At 42.2% G+C, this 15048-nt stretch carries 12 protein-coding genes; 2 read left to right on the forward strand and 10 right to left on the reverse strand.

Features of this window, described 5'->3' with window-relative positions; genetic code table 11:
• Positions 1–106: 106 nt before the first annotated feature.
• A complete protein-coding gene (polA, locus tag FTU62_RS09995; protein ID WP_180102570.1) occupies positions 107–2872 on the reverse strand; it encodes a DNA polymerase I in 2766 nt (921 codons plus the stop codon).
• A 163-nt stretch (positions 2873–3035) separates the two neighbouring features.
• Between polA and FTU62_RS10000 the strand changes: the two genes are divergently transcribed.
• Positions 3036–5822, forward strand: a complete 2787-nt coding sequence (locus tag FTU62_RS10000) for a DUF2339 domain-containing protein (protein ID WP_180102579.1) — start codon at positions 3036–3038, stop codon at positions 5820–5822.
• A 127-nt stretch (positions 5823–5949) separates the two neighbouring features.
• Here FTU62_RS10000 and FTU62_RS10005 read toward each other — a convergent pair whose 3' ends face one another.
• Complete coding sequence (locus FTU62_RS10005) at positions 5950–6873, reverse strand: mechanosensitive ion channel family protein (RefSeq protein ID WP_180005042.1); 924 nt, start codon at positions 6871–6873, stop codon at positions 5950–5952.
• A gap of 9 nt (positions 6874–6882) precedes the next feature.
• Positions 6883–7704, reverse strand: a complete 822-nt coding sequence (locus tag FTU62_RS10010; protein ID WP_078192622.1) for a hypothetical protein — start codon at positions 7702–7704, stop codon at positions 6883–6885.
• Positions 7705–7804: 100 nt separating this feature from the next.
• Here FTU62_RS10010 and gspE point away from each other — a divergent pair, with 100 nt between their 5' ends.
• The gene (gspE, locus tag FTU62_RS10015) at positions 7805–9292 is read left to right on the forward strand and encodes a type II secretion system ATPase GspE (RefSeq protein ID WP_180102571.1); all 1488 of its coding nucleotides are present in this window, start codon (positions 7805–7807) and stop codon (positions 9290–9292) included.
• Here the strand turns inward: gspE and FTU62_RS10020 are convergent.
• From FTU62_RS10020 to FTU62_RS10050, 7 genes are all read right to left on the reverse strand, one after another.
• Complete coding sequence (locus FTU62_RS10020; protein WP_180102572.1) at positions 9264–9698, reverse strand: hypothetical protein; 435 nt, start codon at positions 9696–9698, stop codon at positions 9264–9266. The two genes, gspE and FTU62_RS10020, sit on opposite strands and share 29 nt — an antisense overlap.
• 173 nt (positions 9699–9871) lie before the next feature.
• Positions 9872–10264, reverse strand: coding sequence for a DUF4951 domain-containing protein (locus FTU62_RS10025; protein WP_180102573.1), 393 nt, complete (start codon positions 10262–10264; stop codon positions 9872–9874).
• Between the two features lie 201 nt (positions 10265–10465).
• Positions 10466–10891, reverse strand: a complete 426-nt coding sequence (locus FTU62_RS10030) for an organic hydroperoxide resistance protein (protein ID WP_078192618.1) — start codon at positions 10889–10891, stop codon at positions 10466–10468.
• Between the two features lie 95 nt (positions 10892–10986).
• Positions 10987–11811, reverse strand: coding sequence for a carbon-nitrogen hydrolase family protein (locus FTU62_RS10035; protein WP_180102574.1), 825 nt, complete (start codon positions 11809–11811; stop codon positions 10987–10989).
• A 32-nt stretch (positions 11812–11843) separates the two neighbouring features.
• The gene (gene gigB, locus FTU62_RS10040) at positions 11844–12362 is read right to left on the reverse strand and encodes an anti-anti-sigma factor GigB (RefSeq protein ID WP_078189558.1); all 519 of its coding nucleotides are present in this window, start codon (positions 12360–12362) and stop codon (positions 11844–11846) included.
• A gap of 112 nt (positions 12363–12474) precedes the next feature.
• Complete coding sequence (gene gigA / locus FTU62_RS10045) at positions 12475–13443, reverse strand: RsbU family protein phosphatase GigA (protein WP_078192616.1); 969 nt, start codon at positions 13441–13443, stop codon at positions 12475–12477.
• 98 nt (positions 13444–13541) lie between these two features.
• Positions 13542–14498, reverse strand: coding sequence for a VacJ family lipoprotein (locus FTU62_RS10050; RefSeq protein WP_180102575.1), 957 nt, complete (start codon positions 14496–14498; stop codon positions 13542–13544).
• Positions 14499–15048 lie beyond the last annotated feature (550 nt).

Consider the following 15048-nt stretch of genomic DNA (forward strand, 5'->3'; position numbering starts at 1 on the left):
TTTAATATGAGGTGTAAAACAAGATATTTTTACTAACTAAGAAACATCTCACCTCTATCCCAACCTTCCTCCTAGAAGGAGAAAGGTGTGAATGAACGTGAATGAATTAGTGTGCTTCGTCCCAGTTATTACCTTGACCGACTTCCACAATCAGTGGAACGGAAATTTTCAACACAGATTGCATCACTTCAGTCAGTTGGGCAGAGAGTTCATCGGCAATTGCAGCATCAACTTCAAATACCAATTCATCGTGTACTTGCAGTAACATTTTGGCTTGATCTTTTGGTAAGATTTTATCGACTGCAATCATAGCCAATTTAATAATATCTGCCGCAGAACCTTGTAGTGGTGCATTGATCGCTGCACGTTCAGCGCCTTGTTTCACCATTTTGTTGCTCGCCATAATGTCTGGTGTATACAGACGACGACCTAAAATGGTTTCCACAAAACCTTGTTCACGTGCAACTTGGCGAGTACGTTCCATATATTCCAAAACACCAGGGTAGCGTTGGAAGTATTTACCAATATAGTTACGCGACTCTTCACGAGTGAAACCCAACTGACGAGTCAAACCGAATTCTGACATGCCATAGAGCAGACCGAAGTTCACCGCTTTGGCTTGACGACGTTGGTTGCTGGTCACTTCGTCGAGTGGAATACCCAAAACTTCTGCCGCAGTCCGTTTATGTACGTCTTGTCCATGATTGAAGGCATCGACCAATGCATGATCTTGCGAGAAATGCGCCATTAAACGTAATTCGATTTGCGAGTAATCGGCTGCCAGTAAAATGCGACCTTCAGGTGCAATAAAGGCTTTACGGATTTGACGTCCAATATCTTCACGGACAGGAATGTTTTGTAAGTTGGGATCTGTGGATGATAAACGACCTGTAGCTGTTAACGCTTGGTGATAACTGGTATGCACACGATGTGTGTCATTATTCACTTGCTTTAACAGACCATCGGTATAGGTGCTTTTCAGTTTAGAGAGACCACGATATTCCAAAATTAAGTCGGTAATCGGGTGGTCGATTTTTTCTAACACACTTTCACTGGTACTGTACTGACCTGTAGAGGTTTTCTTACCGCCTTTTAAACCTAATTTATCAAACAGAATCTCACCCACTTGTTTTGGTGAGCTGACATTGAAGCTTTGACCCGCAAGATCGGTAATTTCGGTTTCTAAATTTTGAATGGTATTGGCAAATTCCACACCGAGTTGGTCGAGGAAGTCCATATCTAGCTCAATGCCGTTTTCTTCCATAGAGGTCAGAACACGGGCAACTGGCATTTCAATATTGTGCAAAATATTGATCAGTTCCGGATGGGCTTGTAACTTCTTATCGAGTACTTCATACAGACGATAGGTCACATGGGCATCTTCTGCGGCATAATGGGCTGCAGTTTCAAGCTCAATTTGGTTAAAGGTCTTTTGTTTTGCACCTTTGCCCGCCACTTGTTCGAACGTCGTTGTGAGATGACTTAAATACAAACGTGCGACGTCATCCATCCCATGACGTGTAGCCACAGAGTTAAGGACATAAGAGGCCAACATGGTATCGAAATACCAACCTGCCAAATGAATGCCATGATTTTCTAAGACATGTGCATCATATTTGAGATGATGACCAATTTTTTGTACGTCATTATCTTCAAGTAAAGGTTTGAGTTGATTCAGGATCGTGTCGCGATCAAGTTGTTGCGGCGCACCTTCATAATCATGCGCAAGCGGCACGTAATAGGCATCATGTGCATCTAAAGCTACTGAGAAACCCACAATCTGTGCCACGCGGTAATCGAGGCTTGTGGTTTCAGTATCAAAGGCAAAACGCTTTTCAGTGCTCAGACGTTTAAATAACACATCCCAATCTTCTTGAGTCAATACCGTGTGATAACGTGCTTCACCGAGTAAATCATCAACACTGGTTTTGTCCGCTTGATCTTCAACTTCAGGTGCATTGGCAACAGTCGCCGTGGTGTTGATGGCTTTGGCTGCTTGTTTGTAAGTTGCGCCATTGGGGTTGTTCGGATGATCTAAAGACTGCAGTTGGTTACGGAATTCTAGTTCCGTATATAAATCACGCAGTGCTGGAATATTTGGATCGGCAAGTTTCAAATCTTCGTATTTAAGACCCATGTCGAGGTCACAAACAATACTCGCCAGTTGGTGGTCAAGAGCAATCCCTTCGACATTGTCTTTAATGTTTTGACCGACTTTACCTTTAATACTGTCGACATTTTCTAAAATGCCGCCAATCGAGCCGTACTCGGTTAAAAGTTTCGCTGCCGTTTTTGCGCCAACACCGGGTACACCACGGATACCATCAGAGGCGTCGCCCATCAGCGTAAGGTAGTCAATGATTTGATTCGGCCACACCCCAAATTTTTCAAAAACGCCTTGAACGTCCATCGGTTTGTCTTTGAAGCTGTCTTCTAAAGTGACACGCTCAGTAACGAGCTGCGCCATGTCCTTGTCACCAGTGGAGATCAAAACTTGATGACCGGCTGCTTCAGCGCGTTTGGCTAAAGTTCCGATAATGTCATCGGCTTCAGCACCCGGCAACATATGCAGCGGAATCCCTAGAGCACGAATTAATGCATGAAGATATGGAATTTGTTGTGATAATTCTTCAGGCATGCTTGGACGGTCACCTTTATAAATCGGGGACAATTCATGACGGAAGGTTGGTTCAGGTGTATCGAAAATAACGGCCATGTGCGTCGGTTGGATACGACGCATTAATTTTTGGATGGCAGAAATGGCACCTCGGATTGCATTGGTATGCAAACCGGTTGAAGTGGTTAATGGTGGCAGTGCATGGTAGGCACGAAATAAAAAGTATGAGCCATCGACCAAGACAAATGGTGGCATTGATAATTTCCTAATCCTAAAAACGGTTTTATTGTACGTGATTTTTTGCCCGTACGCTGAGTCTAGATTGTATATGTAACTTACCGAATCACTGATGAATAGTTTTAATCCATCCGTCAGGCTCATGTATCATCAAAACATTCAGGAAAATGACGAAGCAGGTATGCTGAAACAGAATAATGAAATCAAGATGATTTGGTTGATGACGCTGATCTTGGTAGGGATCGGGGCATGGTACTTAGATGTCCGAATCCTGAGTTATATCAGTGGCATCGGTTTTATGCTCAGTGTGATGAATTATGTCGATGATTTACAGCACGGCGCTGATGCACTGAGTTCATCAAAACAACCATTTCAAGTGACATCAAAGGTTCCGTTATATATTGCATCGTTATTAACGGTCGTTGGACTGTTAACAGAATTGGGATACTTGGTTGCGATCGGGATTGGCCTGTGGGTCTATTTTTTTCTGCGTTGGCTGAAACGATTAGAACGTCAGCTGCATCTATTGCAAGGACGTGCGCTTCAGTCGCAATCGAAACATGCAGCTACTTCAATATCAGCGTCGACAATAGACCGTCCTGAAAATTTTGATTCTAACGATACACCATCTGTACATCCCGCGACGGCAGTTGGTACAGCTAGACATCAGGCATCATTCAATTCAACGCCTTCTAATACACCATCCAAGTCTGCGCCAAATCTATCTAGTCAAATTCAGCAATGGCTTTTCCAAGGTAATCCCGTGTTAAAAGTGGCGGTACTGGTCTTGGTGATTGGCGTGGTGCTATTACTCAGATTTGCCACAGAGCATTGGCAACTAAGCTTGGCCATGAAACTGCTGATCGTGAGTTTGATCAGTGCTGGTGTTGTCGGACTGGGTTTTTGGCTACAAACCAAAAATCGCAGTTTTGCCTTGGCTCTAGAAGGTCTAGGTCTTGCAGCGCTGTTTTTGACTTTATTTTTTGCCTATTACAATGCCGTCATTCCGGGCTTTGGCATAGCTTGTCTACTATATGCTGCACTTATGGCATTGACGATTTGGCTCAGTTTGAAACAACAGTCGGTAGAACTGGCAATTATGGCAATGCTGATCGCCTATCTTGCGCCATTTACCTTGCCTGTTCGTGATGCAACTGCAACGGAATTTATTGCCTATTATCTTGTGATTAATATTGCTGTTGCGGTCATGAGTACATTAAAACCGTGGAAATATCTGAATCAAATCGCTTTTTTGATGACGGTGATTATGGGTGGAGGATATGCTTTTTACCACGGATACACCACCGAACGTCAGATGATGAGCGTGTTGGTTTTAGCTCACGCTGCGATTTTTATTTGGCTCGGTTTTCGTTTTAGTCAGTTATTGGCGAAACAAGATCTTGCGCATTTTCAGCTTAAACCTGCCTTGGATATTGCACTGATTTTTGCCGCACCAGTGCTTGCTTATCTGGCATTGTATTTGATGTATTTTGAGGAAACGGTATGGCAGGCGGGGTATAGCCTGTTATTCGCAGCGCTTTTTGCCGCACTGTATAGCATCAGTAAACGCAGTGCTGTGATCCCACTGATTGCACAAAGTTATTTGAGTTTGACCTTAATTTTCTTGGCATTGATTCCACCGATAGTATTGAAAGAGCAGTGGAGTGTAGTTGGTTGGGCAGTTGAAGGTGCGTTGATATTTATATATGCCCTATACAAGCAGTCCAATATCAGCCGTTATTTAGGCATGGCGCTCTTGGTGATGGCGGGTTGTTCAAGTCTGTATTATTTGGTTCAACTGCCACATTTCCCTGCACAGATGTATTGGGGCGTGTGTTTGAGCTATTTGGCGGCCATTATCATGACGCATGCTGTTCCTGCATTTCATAAACAGCTTTCAAGTTCGAGTATTGCCTTTCAATGTGTGCAAATGCTCTCGGCAACTACTATGTTCATCATGTTGCTCTTAGATTGGCTGCAGAGTAGTCATCAATTGGCCTTGAGTCTATTGATTGTCAGTGTGGCCTATCTGTTGGTGAATGAAGGCTTGTTAAAACGAAAAGCTTCGTGGTGTTGGTCCATCATTAAGTGGACGGGTCTTGTGCCTGTTTATGTGATGGGGCTGTACCAAGTTATTTCAGTGAGTGAGAACGGTCAGTTACTTTGGCATTCAACGATGGAGCAGATGTATTTTGCATTCGCTGGGCTGTGCTTGACGCTGCTTTGGCTACGACCATTACTCGGTGTGCGTGAAGAAAAAGAATGGGTCAGTCTCGGAATTTTGAGCAGCTTGGCGTGGACCAGTCTGACACTGATACCCAGTATGCCGTATATCAGTGTGGTAATTTTACCGCTGATATTTTGTGCATGGTGTTATTGGCAAGCGCAACAACCGGCCTGGAAAATGTTTTGGCAAGCGCGTAGCAGCTTGTTTTTGGCTTTAAGTTGGATCATCAGTTCGCAATTATTTAGTCAGCAGGCCTTTGTGGGATATATCTTGCCGATACTGAATCCTTTTGATGCAGTGAGTTTGCTGTTGTTAGCGGCTTTTTTATGGATGTTGAATCAACAGTTAAAAGCCGGTTTAGATCGTAGCTTGGCTGCCGTGTTGTGTGTTCTTGGGCTACTTTGGTTAAGTAGCTATGTTGTGCTCCGCGCCTTACATATATATCTGGATACGCCTTATAACAGTTTAGATATTTGGAGCGATGCGACCGTTCAACTAAGTTTTACCGTGCTGTGGGTGTTATTGGCTTTAGTGAGTATGCGCTTTGCCACTCAGCGTCAATTACGTTCAGTTTGGCTGCTCGGCGGCAGTATTTTGGTCTTGGTCACTTTGAAATTGGTCTTGCTGGATTTATCTCATGTCGGCACACTCATGCGAGTGATTTCATTTATGGCGGCAGGTTTTGCCATGCTTTTGATTGCCTATATTGCCCCCATGCCGAATGACAAGATTGAGCCATGATGAAGTTCTTAAAGGTACGAAATCACGAAGCCGTATAGGTCGATTCGATGGTTATAAAAAGTGGATGATAAAAAAGCCCTGCACATTTGAAGATATGCAGGGCTTTTCATATCAAGTCTATAAACCATTATTTGAGTTGAGGCTCTCGTTGGATTTCTTGTGTATTGGCATATTGATCGACGTCAGCATCGCTTGCTTGTGTAGAAAGCGGGTGGTCAACAAAACCCATTTTCGGGACAGGGATTTCAATTTTATTTTCGACAAAGGCATTTCGAATCCGTTCCTGCATTTCATCACGGACTTTCAGGAAATTCTCTCTTTGACACCAAATAGCAAAAAGCAGCTCAATGGAAGATTCACGAAAGGCAGTGACGGTCACGGCAGGTTTAGGATCGGCCAAGACCAATGGATATTTACTGACGGCATCTAATAGAACTTCGCGAACTTTGATGATGTCTTCATGAAAGTTAATTGCAAGGGTAATTGGAATTCGCCGTATTGGAAACTTAGACAAGTTATGCACAGGTGCCCGAATCAGTTGTTCATTCGGCAAACGGACATAGACATTGTCTTGCGTGAGTAATTTGACCGACAGTAAATCAATCGAGATCACTTCACCTTCAATGGTATGCCCGCGAATCAGTGTCAATTGAATGGTATCACCAACCTCAAAAGACCCTTCACCGATCAAGAACATCCCGCTGATCAGGTTGGATGCGGACGTTTGCGAGGCAAAACCCAGTGCGACCGTTAAAATACCTGCTGCACCCAAGAAGACGCTGAGTTTAAAGCCGGCTTCTTTTAAACTGGCCATCACAAAGATTAAAAAGATGAAATAGAAAATCCCGCGACGCCAAACCAACTGCTGATGGGCATTGAAACGCATACCTACAGTGCGGATAAAGGTGTTTGAGATAAAACGTGCAATCAGAAAGCCGATGACTGCCAGTAAAACAGCCACCAATAATTCTGTCAGCCGATCGGTATTGAGATTGGCGACCATTCCTTTTAGGCTGCTGGTAATTTCTGTCGAAATATTTAAATCTGCCATGGCTCACCGTTAGAAAAATGAATCAAACATATTGAATAGTACATTGGCTGACTCGCGTGGCGGATGCAGATAAATTACGTCACCGGCTTGTGGCGGTGTACGGTTTTCAATTTTGACCCGCGGCGGTTTGTCATGACCTTCATGCACGACTCGAATTTGTGAAGTCCATAAACGTCCTGTACTTTCACTATAAAATAATGGCAAAGCCGGTACAGGGACATTCATACGGTCAAAACGAATCTGTTGATTACTCACGTTATGAAACTCAATAGGGGTTACTGCACGAAAAGCACGAGGTTTGAGTTGTTTAAGTTCTGTACGACCATCAACTGCTGTGGCATAGCAAATTTCACCCATTCGATGATTCGGACCAAACCAGGTATCTTTTGGTAGAATAACAGGTATATCAAACAAGGGTTCTCTAAGACCTTCGACAAAACCAGCAATCCAAAGCGGTGTGCTGATATATAACGTTCCGCGCTGTCCGGCTGGAATATAAATCGGATCGACCGGTTTAATCACCACAGACCGATCTGCCAAACGTGGCATGATTTGAATTTTGTCATGTGTCTGGCGGAACATATAACGTTCCATTTTAATGGGTTGTGGAAAACCAAATTCAGGGTCTTGTATCGGATGCCATTGTTGCTCATAGTCAAACTGAAAGGTTGGGCGATGGTATTCCATACGCCACTCTTGCATGCCGCGCGTCACACGGAACAATAAAGACCCAAACTGCCAACTGCGCGGGTGATTCAGTTCAAATTGATATTCCCCCCACCATTTACGTTTTGGGGATTCCTTTTCAGTCAAATCATTTTCTAATGGCAATGCGTATATCCCTTGTCCTGATAAATCCTAAAAACAGACTTCACGCTGTCAGATGCTTAGAGTACACTCAAAACAACTTTTTTCATCATTATAATGCGTGATGCAAGTACTTAAACAATTACAAATACCATATAGTTTTGCCAAACGTCATGGCGTATTGCTTCGATATGAGGGTGATCAAGCTTTTATTGTGCGTCGTGACAGCACGCCACTGTTGGCTTTACAAGAAGCACGTCGCTTTTTAGGGCATCCTGCACAATATCAATTATGTGGTGAGCAAGAGTTTAATCAATTACTCAGTGCAAGCTTTGCCGGAGACACCGGTGAGTCTCAACAAGTTGCAGCGGGTCTGGAAGATCATCCTGATTTACTCAGCCTTGCGGACTCTGTGCCAGAAGCTGAAGATCTGATGGATCAGGAAGATGATGCACCGATTGTACGCTTAATCAATGCCTTATTGTCGGAAGCGATCCGTGTCGGTGCTTCGGATATTCATATCGAATCCTTTGAAAAAAAGCTGTCTGTCCGCTTACGTGTCGATGGTCAGTTACGTGAAATTGTGCAGCCACGTCGTGAACTTGCGCCACTGTTGGTGTCACGTATCAAAGTCATGGCCAAACTCGATATTGCGGAAAAGCGAATTCCACAAGATGGTCGTATTTCTCTGCGTTTGGCGGGCCGTGAAGTCGATGTTCGTGTATCAACCTTACCTTCTTCGTATGGTGAGCGTGTAGTGATGCGTTTACTCGATAAACAAGCTGGGCGTTTAAACATGACCCATTTGGGCTTGATGCAGCATGACTATGATCGATTGAAACAACTGGTACATCGTCCGCATGGCATTATTTTGGTTACAGGGCCGACCGGTTCAGGTAAAACCACAACCCTGTATGCGGCATTGTCTGATCTAAATGATGGTTCAAAAAATATTTTGACTGCGGAAGATCCAATTGAGTATCAACTTGAAGGGATCGGGCAGACGCAGGTCAATACCAAAGTGGATATGACCTTTGCTCGTGCATTAAAAGCCATGCTTCGCCAAGACCCAGATGTGGTGATGGTCGGGGAGATTCGTGATTTAGAAACTGCTGAAATTGCAGTACAAGCGTCATTAACAGGCCATTTGGTACTTTCAACGCTGCATACCAATACAGCAATCGGTGCAGTGACCCGTCTTAAAGACATGGGGATTGAACCATTTCTACTTTCAAGCTCATTGATCGGTGTGGTGGCACAGCGTTTGGTTCGAACCTTGTGCCGTCATTGTGCGACTTGGCATGATGCCGATGATTTTGAAAAAGACTTATTTAAGCATCTCGATGCCTCGACCGAATTAAAATTGCCACAACCTAAAGGCTGCGAACAATGCTCGCATACTGGATTTACAGGGCGTACCGCAATTTATGAAATCGTCCCGATTGATGAGCAAACACGTCGCCTCATCCATGGTAATGCTGCTGAGTTTGAGTTAGAAAATCATGTACGTGCAAATGCGGGTTCAATTCGTGATGATGGATTGCGTAAAGTTTTGGCAGGTAAAACCACCATTGAAGAAGTGCTCAGAGTGACGAATGAAGCAGCTGAATAGTCAGTGTAAAATATAAATAAAGCCCCGAAGCCTGTGTAAGGACTCGGGGCTTTGCTTTATTAATCTTTTCAAAATGAATAACAGCATCGTATGCTTTATCTGTCAGAGTGAGGTGAGTTGCATCACTGAGTTTCATTTCAATACTATTGCTCTCTTTATATTTCAAAACATCATGGCTCACTTCAGCAATACCTGATGTAGTACTAGAAGTGCGCTCAGTATTATTTTTATCGAGCCAAAATTCGTCTTTAATTTGATAGTCATCGCCTTGTTTGCTAATTGAAAGTTTGCGAAGGCTCTCCGTGTCAGGTGTTTGTTTCCATTCCCCTGAAAAATCAGGCGTAGGTGTTTGGCTACATGCGGCTAAGGCCAAGCTTAGAAAAAGCATCGAAAAGTATGTTTTCATTGTAAAGTCCTGAAAATGATTTTAATTTTTTTATGGATGTATAGTTAATTATAGTCTGAATATTAAACATTTTTTAAATTTTATTCATTATTCTTTCTATCGAATGTCGCATAATTTTTTATTTTAATTTGAACAAAAACAGCCCAAAAAATATGGGCTGTACGGTCTTTCACTTACCACAAACTGACAACTTTCTTCATCAATTCAGCACGAATGGGCACGGTTGGGTTACCTGCATTGCGCTGCGTTTCATTTTCATAAAACTTTTGCCAAGTTTGAACCATCTCTAAAGTGACATCTTGAGTTTTAAGCTTTTCAACGTCGGCTTTACTGATATTGGCTAAGCGCGCTGCTGCACCTTCTGGGCCTGTACCCCAACCAATGATGCCTTGGCCATAAGCAGGTAAAGACATGTTGTTCGGTGTTGGCGGTAGCGCAAGACGTTGAATATCTGGATTGACCAAGGATTTAATGTGAGGACGGACTTTTTCAGACAGCGTTAATTCGGCAAAACTTAGTGTAGATGCGCTGATTAGCAATGTACTGATAAGGAGAGGTTTAAGCATCATAGATCAACAAATGAATGTAAATAAGAATCGTTATATATTTTAGCAAGGTTTTGGTAGCTGAATATGAATATTTAAATGTATTGGAAATGGATAAGATTTTATTTTGAGCTCAGCTGTAGATGTGTAGAAGTAAAAAAGCTCAAAGCACTATTTTATAAGAATTAAAACAGTGCTTTGTATAGATAGGTACAAATGGATTTAAGTCAAAACATTTAAAGTAACATTAATATTGTTTCGGGTCGCATTTGAATAGGGGCACACAATATGTGCAGCATCGACCAATTTCTGTGCCTCGCTTGCATCCATACCTTCAAGATGAATATTAAGCGTCACTTCGATACCAAATCCTGTTGGAATAGGGCCGATACCAACATCACCCTCGACGTAGGCAGTAGGGGTAATCGAAATTTTATCTCGGTTAGACACAAATTTCATTGCACCTAAAAAACAGGCTGAATAACCAGCGGCGAAGAGTTGTTCAGGATTCGTACCATTACCTGTACCCCCCATAATTTTCGGCACAGCCAATTGAACATCTAAATGACCATCGGATGTCGTTGCACGACCATCACGACCACCAGTGGCTTTTGCATGGGCTGTATAAACTGCTTTTTCTAAAGTCATTTTTCTAATCCCTCAGATGATGGTTCAAAATCATATCGTGGGGGATTTTGTTTAAATAATATTCAGTTTTTTTGTAATTTTATACAGAGTGAAAATCAATATTGAACCAAAACACGGTGCTGCATCAGTGGCATTGATGCGCGAATCTGTTGCTGCTCGTCTAAGTCAAAAGGAACTGTGAGTAGTTGAGCGCCTGCTTCCGCGGTGATTGCTAAAATTTGACCACGGCTGTTGCTTGCTCCAGCATGACCCCAAGTTTGACGCTTTTCACCATGCCAGCCTTGTTGTGCGGCACCTAATACGGCACATTGACTATCCATGGCACGAGCTTGCAGTAACAACTGCCAGTGCATTTCACCCGTGGTATAAGTAAAAGCTGCAGGCGCCGTTAAAATGTTTGCACCTTGGCTACGAAGTTTCAAAGCCAGTTCAGGAAAGCGCAAGTCGTAGCACACCATCAGGCCAATATTGCCAAAAGGTGTTGTTGCAACTACGGTTTCAGTACCAGGTTCAAAAAATTTTGATTCTTGATAGCCACCGACAGCGTCACCAACTTGCACATCAAATAAATGAATTTTGTCATAACGTGCTTCGGTACGTTCAGGGCTGATACACAGGCTGACAGTACGGACACGGCCATCTTGAATGATTGAACCATCTGGACGATAAGGGCATGGGAGTGTGCCCGCAACAATCCAAAGTTGATAACGATGTGCGAGTTGTTCTAGTCGCTGCTGAATACTTTCAAATTGCGCCGCGGTTTCGCGTTGTTTACCTGCGGCAAAGCAGACAAAATTTTCAGGAAATACAATGAGACTCGCACCTTGAGCCTGACTTTGTTGCATCAATGATTCGATCACTTTGAAGTTATCTTCAATGTCATTTTGAGAATTCATTTGTGCAACGGAAAGTAAAGTCATGCGAAGAGGGTCTCTGCTGTGATTAACCTAAATTAGACATTTTGCTGCTTGGGTTGCTCTAGATTGTCCTGCTCTTTTTGCAGTTGTTTGACCAAAGGCTCAAACATATTTTGGTTGCTATCATTTAGTTTCATCAGCGTTTTGTGTGCATCTAAAACCGTATTCAGCATATTGCTATGGGTAATGTGTTCTTCCATAAGTGCGCGAGTGCATACACTTGGATCACCACAATAATTCAAAATAACAAACACCTGACCTAAACCCATGCTATTGGCAAGCGTTGTGATATCAGAGTTTGTAGACAACATTACCGCTTGGATATGGTGAACTTGTTTGAGCTTCAAACCCAGTTTCGCCAAAATGCCAAGGACAGTACTATCGATAAATGTCGTTTGGGTTAAATCAACGATTGCACCGACGACATTTTGTTGCTGTTCAATTTTGTTTAATAACTTGTCTAGACTAATACAAGATTGGGCACGCACTTCGCCAATAAGCTTAAAAATATGCGTTCCGTTCAAGCTTGCATATTCAACATGACCTGTTGACATATAAATGCCATTTGCAGAGAAGGATAGTAAATTATCCCATAGGGGCACAGCTTACTCAAGTAGCCGAGTATGATCAGAAAGTCGTATTCGGTTTAAGTGATTGATTTCGTGATTAATTGATTCGACGTAAACTTAGGATGGCAATATCATCAGCAACATGGTCTGGTGCTTGAAATGATTGATTTTGCAAGTGATAAACCAATTGACCTAGCTGTTCATTCAATCCACCGTCAAAAGGTTCAAGTGCGCCATCCGAGCAAATTACAAAGCGTGAATAACGATTTAAGGTAAATTCAAACTCTTCAACTTCTAGGTCTTCAGTTAAGCCAAGTGGAAAGCTACTGGTATTTAAAATTCGTGCGGGAAGACCGGGTTCAAATAAAATGGCCGGCGGATAATGGCCTGCACTAGACCATTTCAAGACATGCGTATCGAGATTAAGTATTCCCGCAATCATGGTAATGTGCTTTTCAATATTTTCTTGAACCAACATGCCATTGAGCTTTTTGATGAGTTCTCTCGGGGTTTTTGAACGACCGTGGAAAGCAGCCATCCAAGAGGTCAGTAAACTACTCGTCACCCCATGACCAGATACATCTGCGAGATAAAACATGATTTCTTTATCGCTGATTTTCCAGTAATCGTACCAATCACCGGATAAATAGGCTGAAGGCTGGAAGAATGTTTCAATTTTATAGTTGTGGAGTTCAATCGGGTTGGGCAGTAAACGTTTTTGCAAATCTGCAGCAGAAGGGAGATCACGGCTGTCTTGATTGCGTTTGTATTGCGCATCAATTTTAGTGAGTGCCACCTGAAGGTTGGTTGGAATATGGTCCCACACCCATCCTGCTAAAGCGCCTTGTTGCCACGCTTGAGCCAATGCAGCGCCCTCATGCTCAAAAGCGAGCACAATGGTAGGAAGTGTCCATTGGTGATTTAAAAAGTCGGCAACATCAGCAATTGCAATGATTGTTGGATCATACAAGTCTAGATCTTCAATGTTAATCATTTGTACGCTAGGAAGCGCATCAAGTACCTGATCTAAATATGGAATATCACGAGTAGGTTGAATGAAATACATAAAGAATTAGATGAATCCTTCGATAGACAATAAGTGTACTATAGCAAGCTAATGATGGCTGGAGGGAAAAACCACACCAGCCAATTGAAAAATTTTATTTATTCAGTTAATACCGTGTCGGTATCATCTGAAATGCTATCATCAATGAAATCGGTAGAATCATCAGATGAAACGTCTACTGAATTATCTTCAGATTCATCAATATCGTCATCTTCTTCATCAATAAATAGGTTTTCTTCAGCGATACCTTTTTTCTCAGAAATTGAATAATTCAGGCGTTGTAAATAGATGTCGCGAATTTGAGCATATTTATCGCCTTGCAATACACCTTCAATATCCAGTAATTGAGCGCGAGTATCAATTCCACGTAAAGTTTGCTCAGACCAATATGCCACATCATGACCATCAAGCATATATTTCTGTGGACGTCCTTGACTATCTACAGCTAGACCGACGGTTTGGCGCAATGTGCTTGGACCAAGCACTGGTAAAACAATATAAGGACCAGAAGGAATACCGTAATAACCTAAAGTCGCGCCAAAGTTTTCATCTTCGGTTTCTAGACCTAGACGGCTTGCAGGGTCAGCAAAGCCTAAAGTTGTCAGTGTATTAACAGTAAAACGCCCCAGACTTTTTGCGGCACGTGTCGGTCTACCTTGGATGAGTTGGTTAAATGCATTCCAAGGTTCGCCCAAATTTTTACGGAATAAACGATACGATTCACGTATATCCTTAGGGGTTTTTGCTACATATTGCACAGCAACAGGGCGGGCAATATGGACATCTAAATAATCATTAAATGCGTAAACTTTCCGGTTGATCGGTTGGAAAGGGTCTTTATCTTCTTCTGATTGTGCTGCATTGGCATTTACAGATAATTTTTTTGCAACTTCAGATGACTTGACCATCGCAGCATGCGCAAGTTGTTGTGTTTTTGATTTATTGGCAGCTTCTGAGTCTTGAGCAACAGGTGCTGAAGCCTCGTCATTTGCAAATACAGGTGTTGTTACGACAAGTGACAATAATCCTGCATATAAAAAAGAAGTTTGGCGCATATATAGTCCTGACGCTTTTAGCGCGGCAAAATGTTTGCCGTATAATAAGTAAAAACGTTCAAATAATCTTGATTTATTACTATTAAACCAAATTTGATCAAAATATGAATGAAAAAATGTAATTTGAGCGAAAAATGTGCGCTCAAAATAATTATTTAAAAAAAGGTATTGCGTTGGATCAGAAATGCTGTAGAATGCACATCCATCGGCGGTGATGAAGATTAAAACTTCTGATAAAACAATGACTTGGTTGAATTGATTAAGTTGGGTTTTATTTGATAAGTTTAAAAATAATTTGAATTACCAGTTGACTCTTTAGAAATAAAGAGTAATATAGCCGACCTAGCTTGCTGGTGACGAACCAACAAGAAGATCATTAAGAGATTATGAAGAACAACTTGTGTGGATTTTTACTGATTGATTGATCGAAATTATTTTCATTGATTGATGGTAGAAATTACTCGAAGTTTATTTGAGCAAATTTTTGTCAGTAATTGATGAGCCAAGATTGGTACACTATATGTACTATTGATTTTAAACTGAAGAGTTT

The sequence above is a fragment of the Acinetobacter sp. YH12126 genome (assembly GCF_013418745.1).
In the GTDB taxonomy this organism is placed as follows: Bacteria; Pseudomonadota; Gammaproteobacteria; order Pseudomonadales; family Moraxellaceae; genus Acinetobacter; species Acinetobacter amyesii.

What these genes read in the sequence shown, in the direction of transcription:
- polA (WP_180102570.1), bottom strand. Translation starts at nt 2,872, where the DNA reads ATGCCACCATTTGTCTTGGTCGATGGCTCATACTTTTTATTTCGTGCC.
- FTU62_RS10000 (WP_180102579.1), top strand. Translation starts at nt 3,036, where the DNA reads ATGCTGAAACAGAATAATGAAATCAAGATGATTTGGTTGATGACGCTG.
- FTU62_RS10005 (WP_180005042.1), bottom strand. Translation starts at nt 6,873, where the DNA reads ATGGCAGATTTAAATATTTCGACAGAAATTACCAGCAGCCTAAAAGGA.
- gspE (WP_180102571.1), top strand. Translation starts at nt 7,805, where the DNA reads ATGCAAGTACTTAAACAATTACAAATACCATATAGTTTTGCCAAACGT.
- FTU62_RS10020 (WP_180102572.1), bottom strand. Translation starts at nt 9,698, where the DNA reads ATGAAAACATACTTTTCGATGCTTTTTCTAAGCTTGGCCTTAGCCGCA.
- FTU62_RS10025 (WP_180102573.1), bottom strand. Translation starts at nt 10,264, where the DNA reads ATGCTTAAACCTCTCCTTATCAGTACATTGCTAATCAGCGCATCTACA.
- FTU62_RS10030 (WP_078192618.1), bottom strand. Translation starts at nt 10,891, where the DNA reads ATGACTTTAGAAAAAGCAGTTTATACAGCCCATGCAAAAGCCACTGGT.
- FTU62_RS10035 (WP_180102574.1), bottom strand. Translation starts at nt 11,811, where the DNA reads ATGACTTTACTTTCCGTTGCACAAATGAATTCTCAAAATGACATTGAA.
- gigB (WP_078189558.1), bottom strand. Translation starts at nt 12,362, where the DNA reads ATGTCAACAGGTCATGTTGAATATGCAAGCTTGAACGGAACGCATATT.
- gigA (WP_078192616.1), bottom strand. Translation starts at nt 13,443, where the DNA reads ATGTATTTCATTCAACCTACTCGTGATATTCCATATTTAGATCAGGTA.
- FTU62_RS10050 (WP_180102575.1), bottom strand. Translation starts at nt 14,498, where the DNA reads ATGCGCCAAACTTCTTTTTTATATGCAGGATTATTGTCACTTGTCGTA.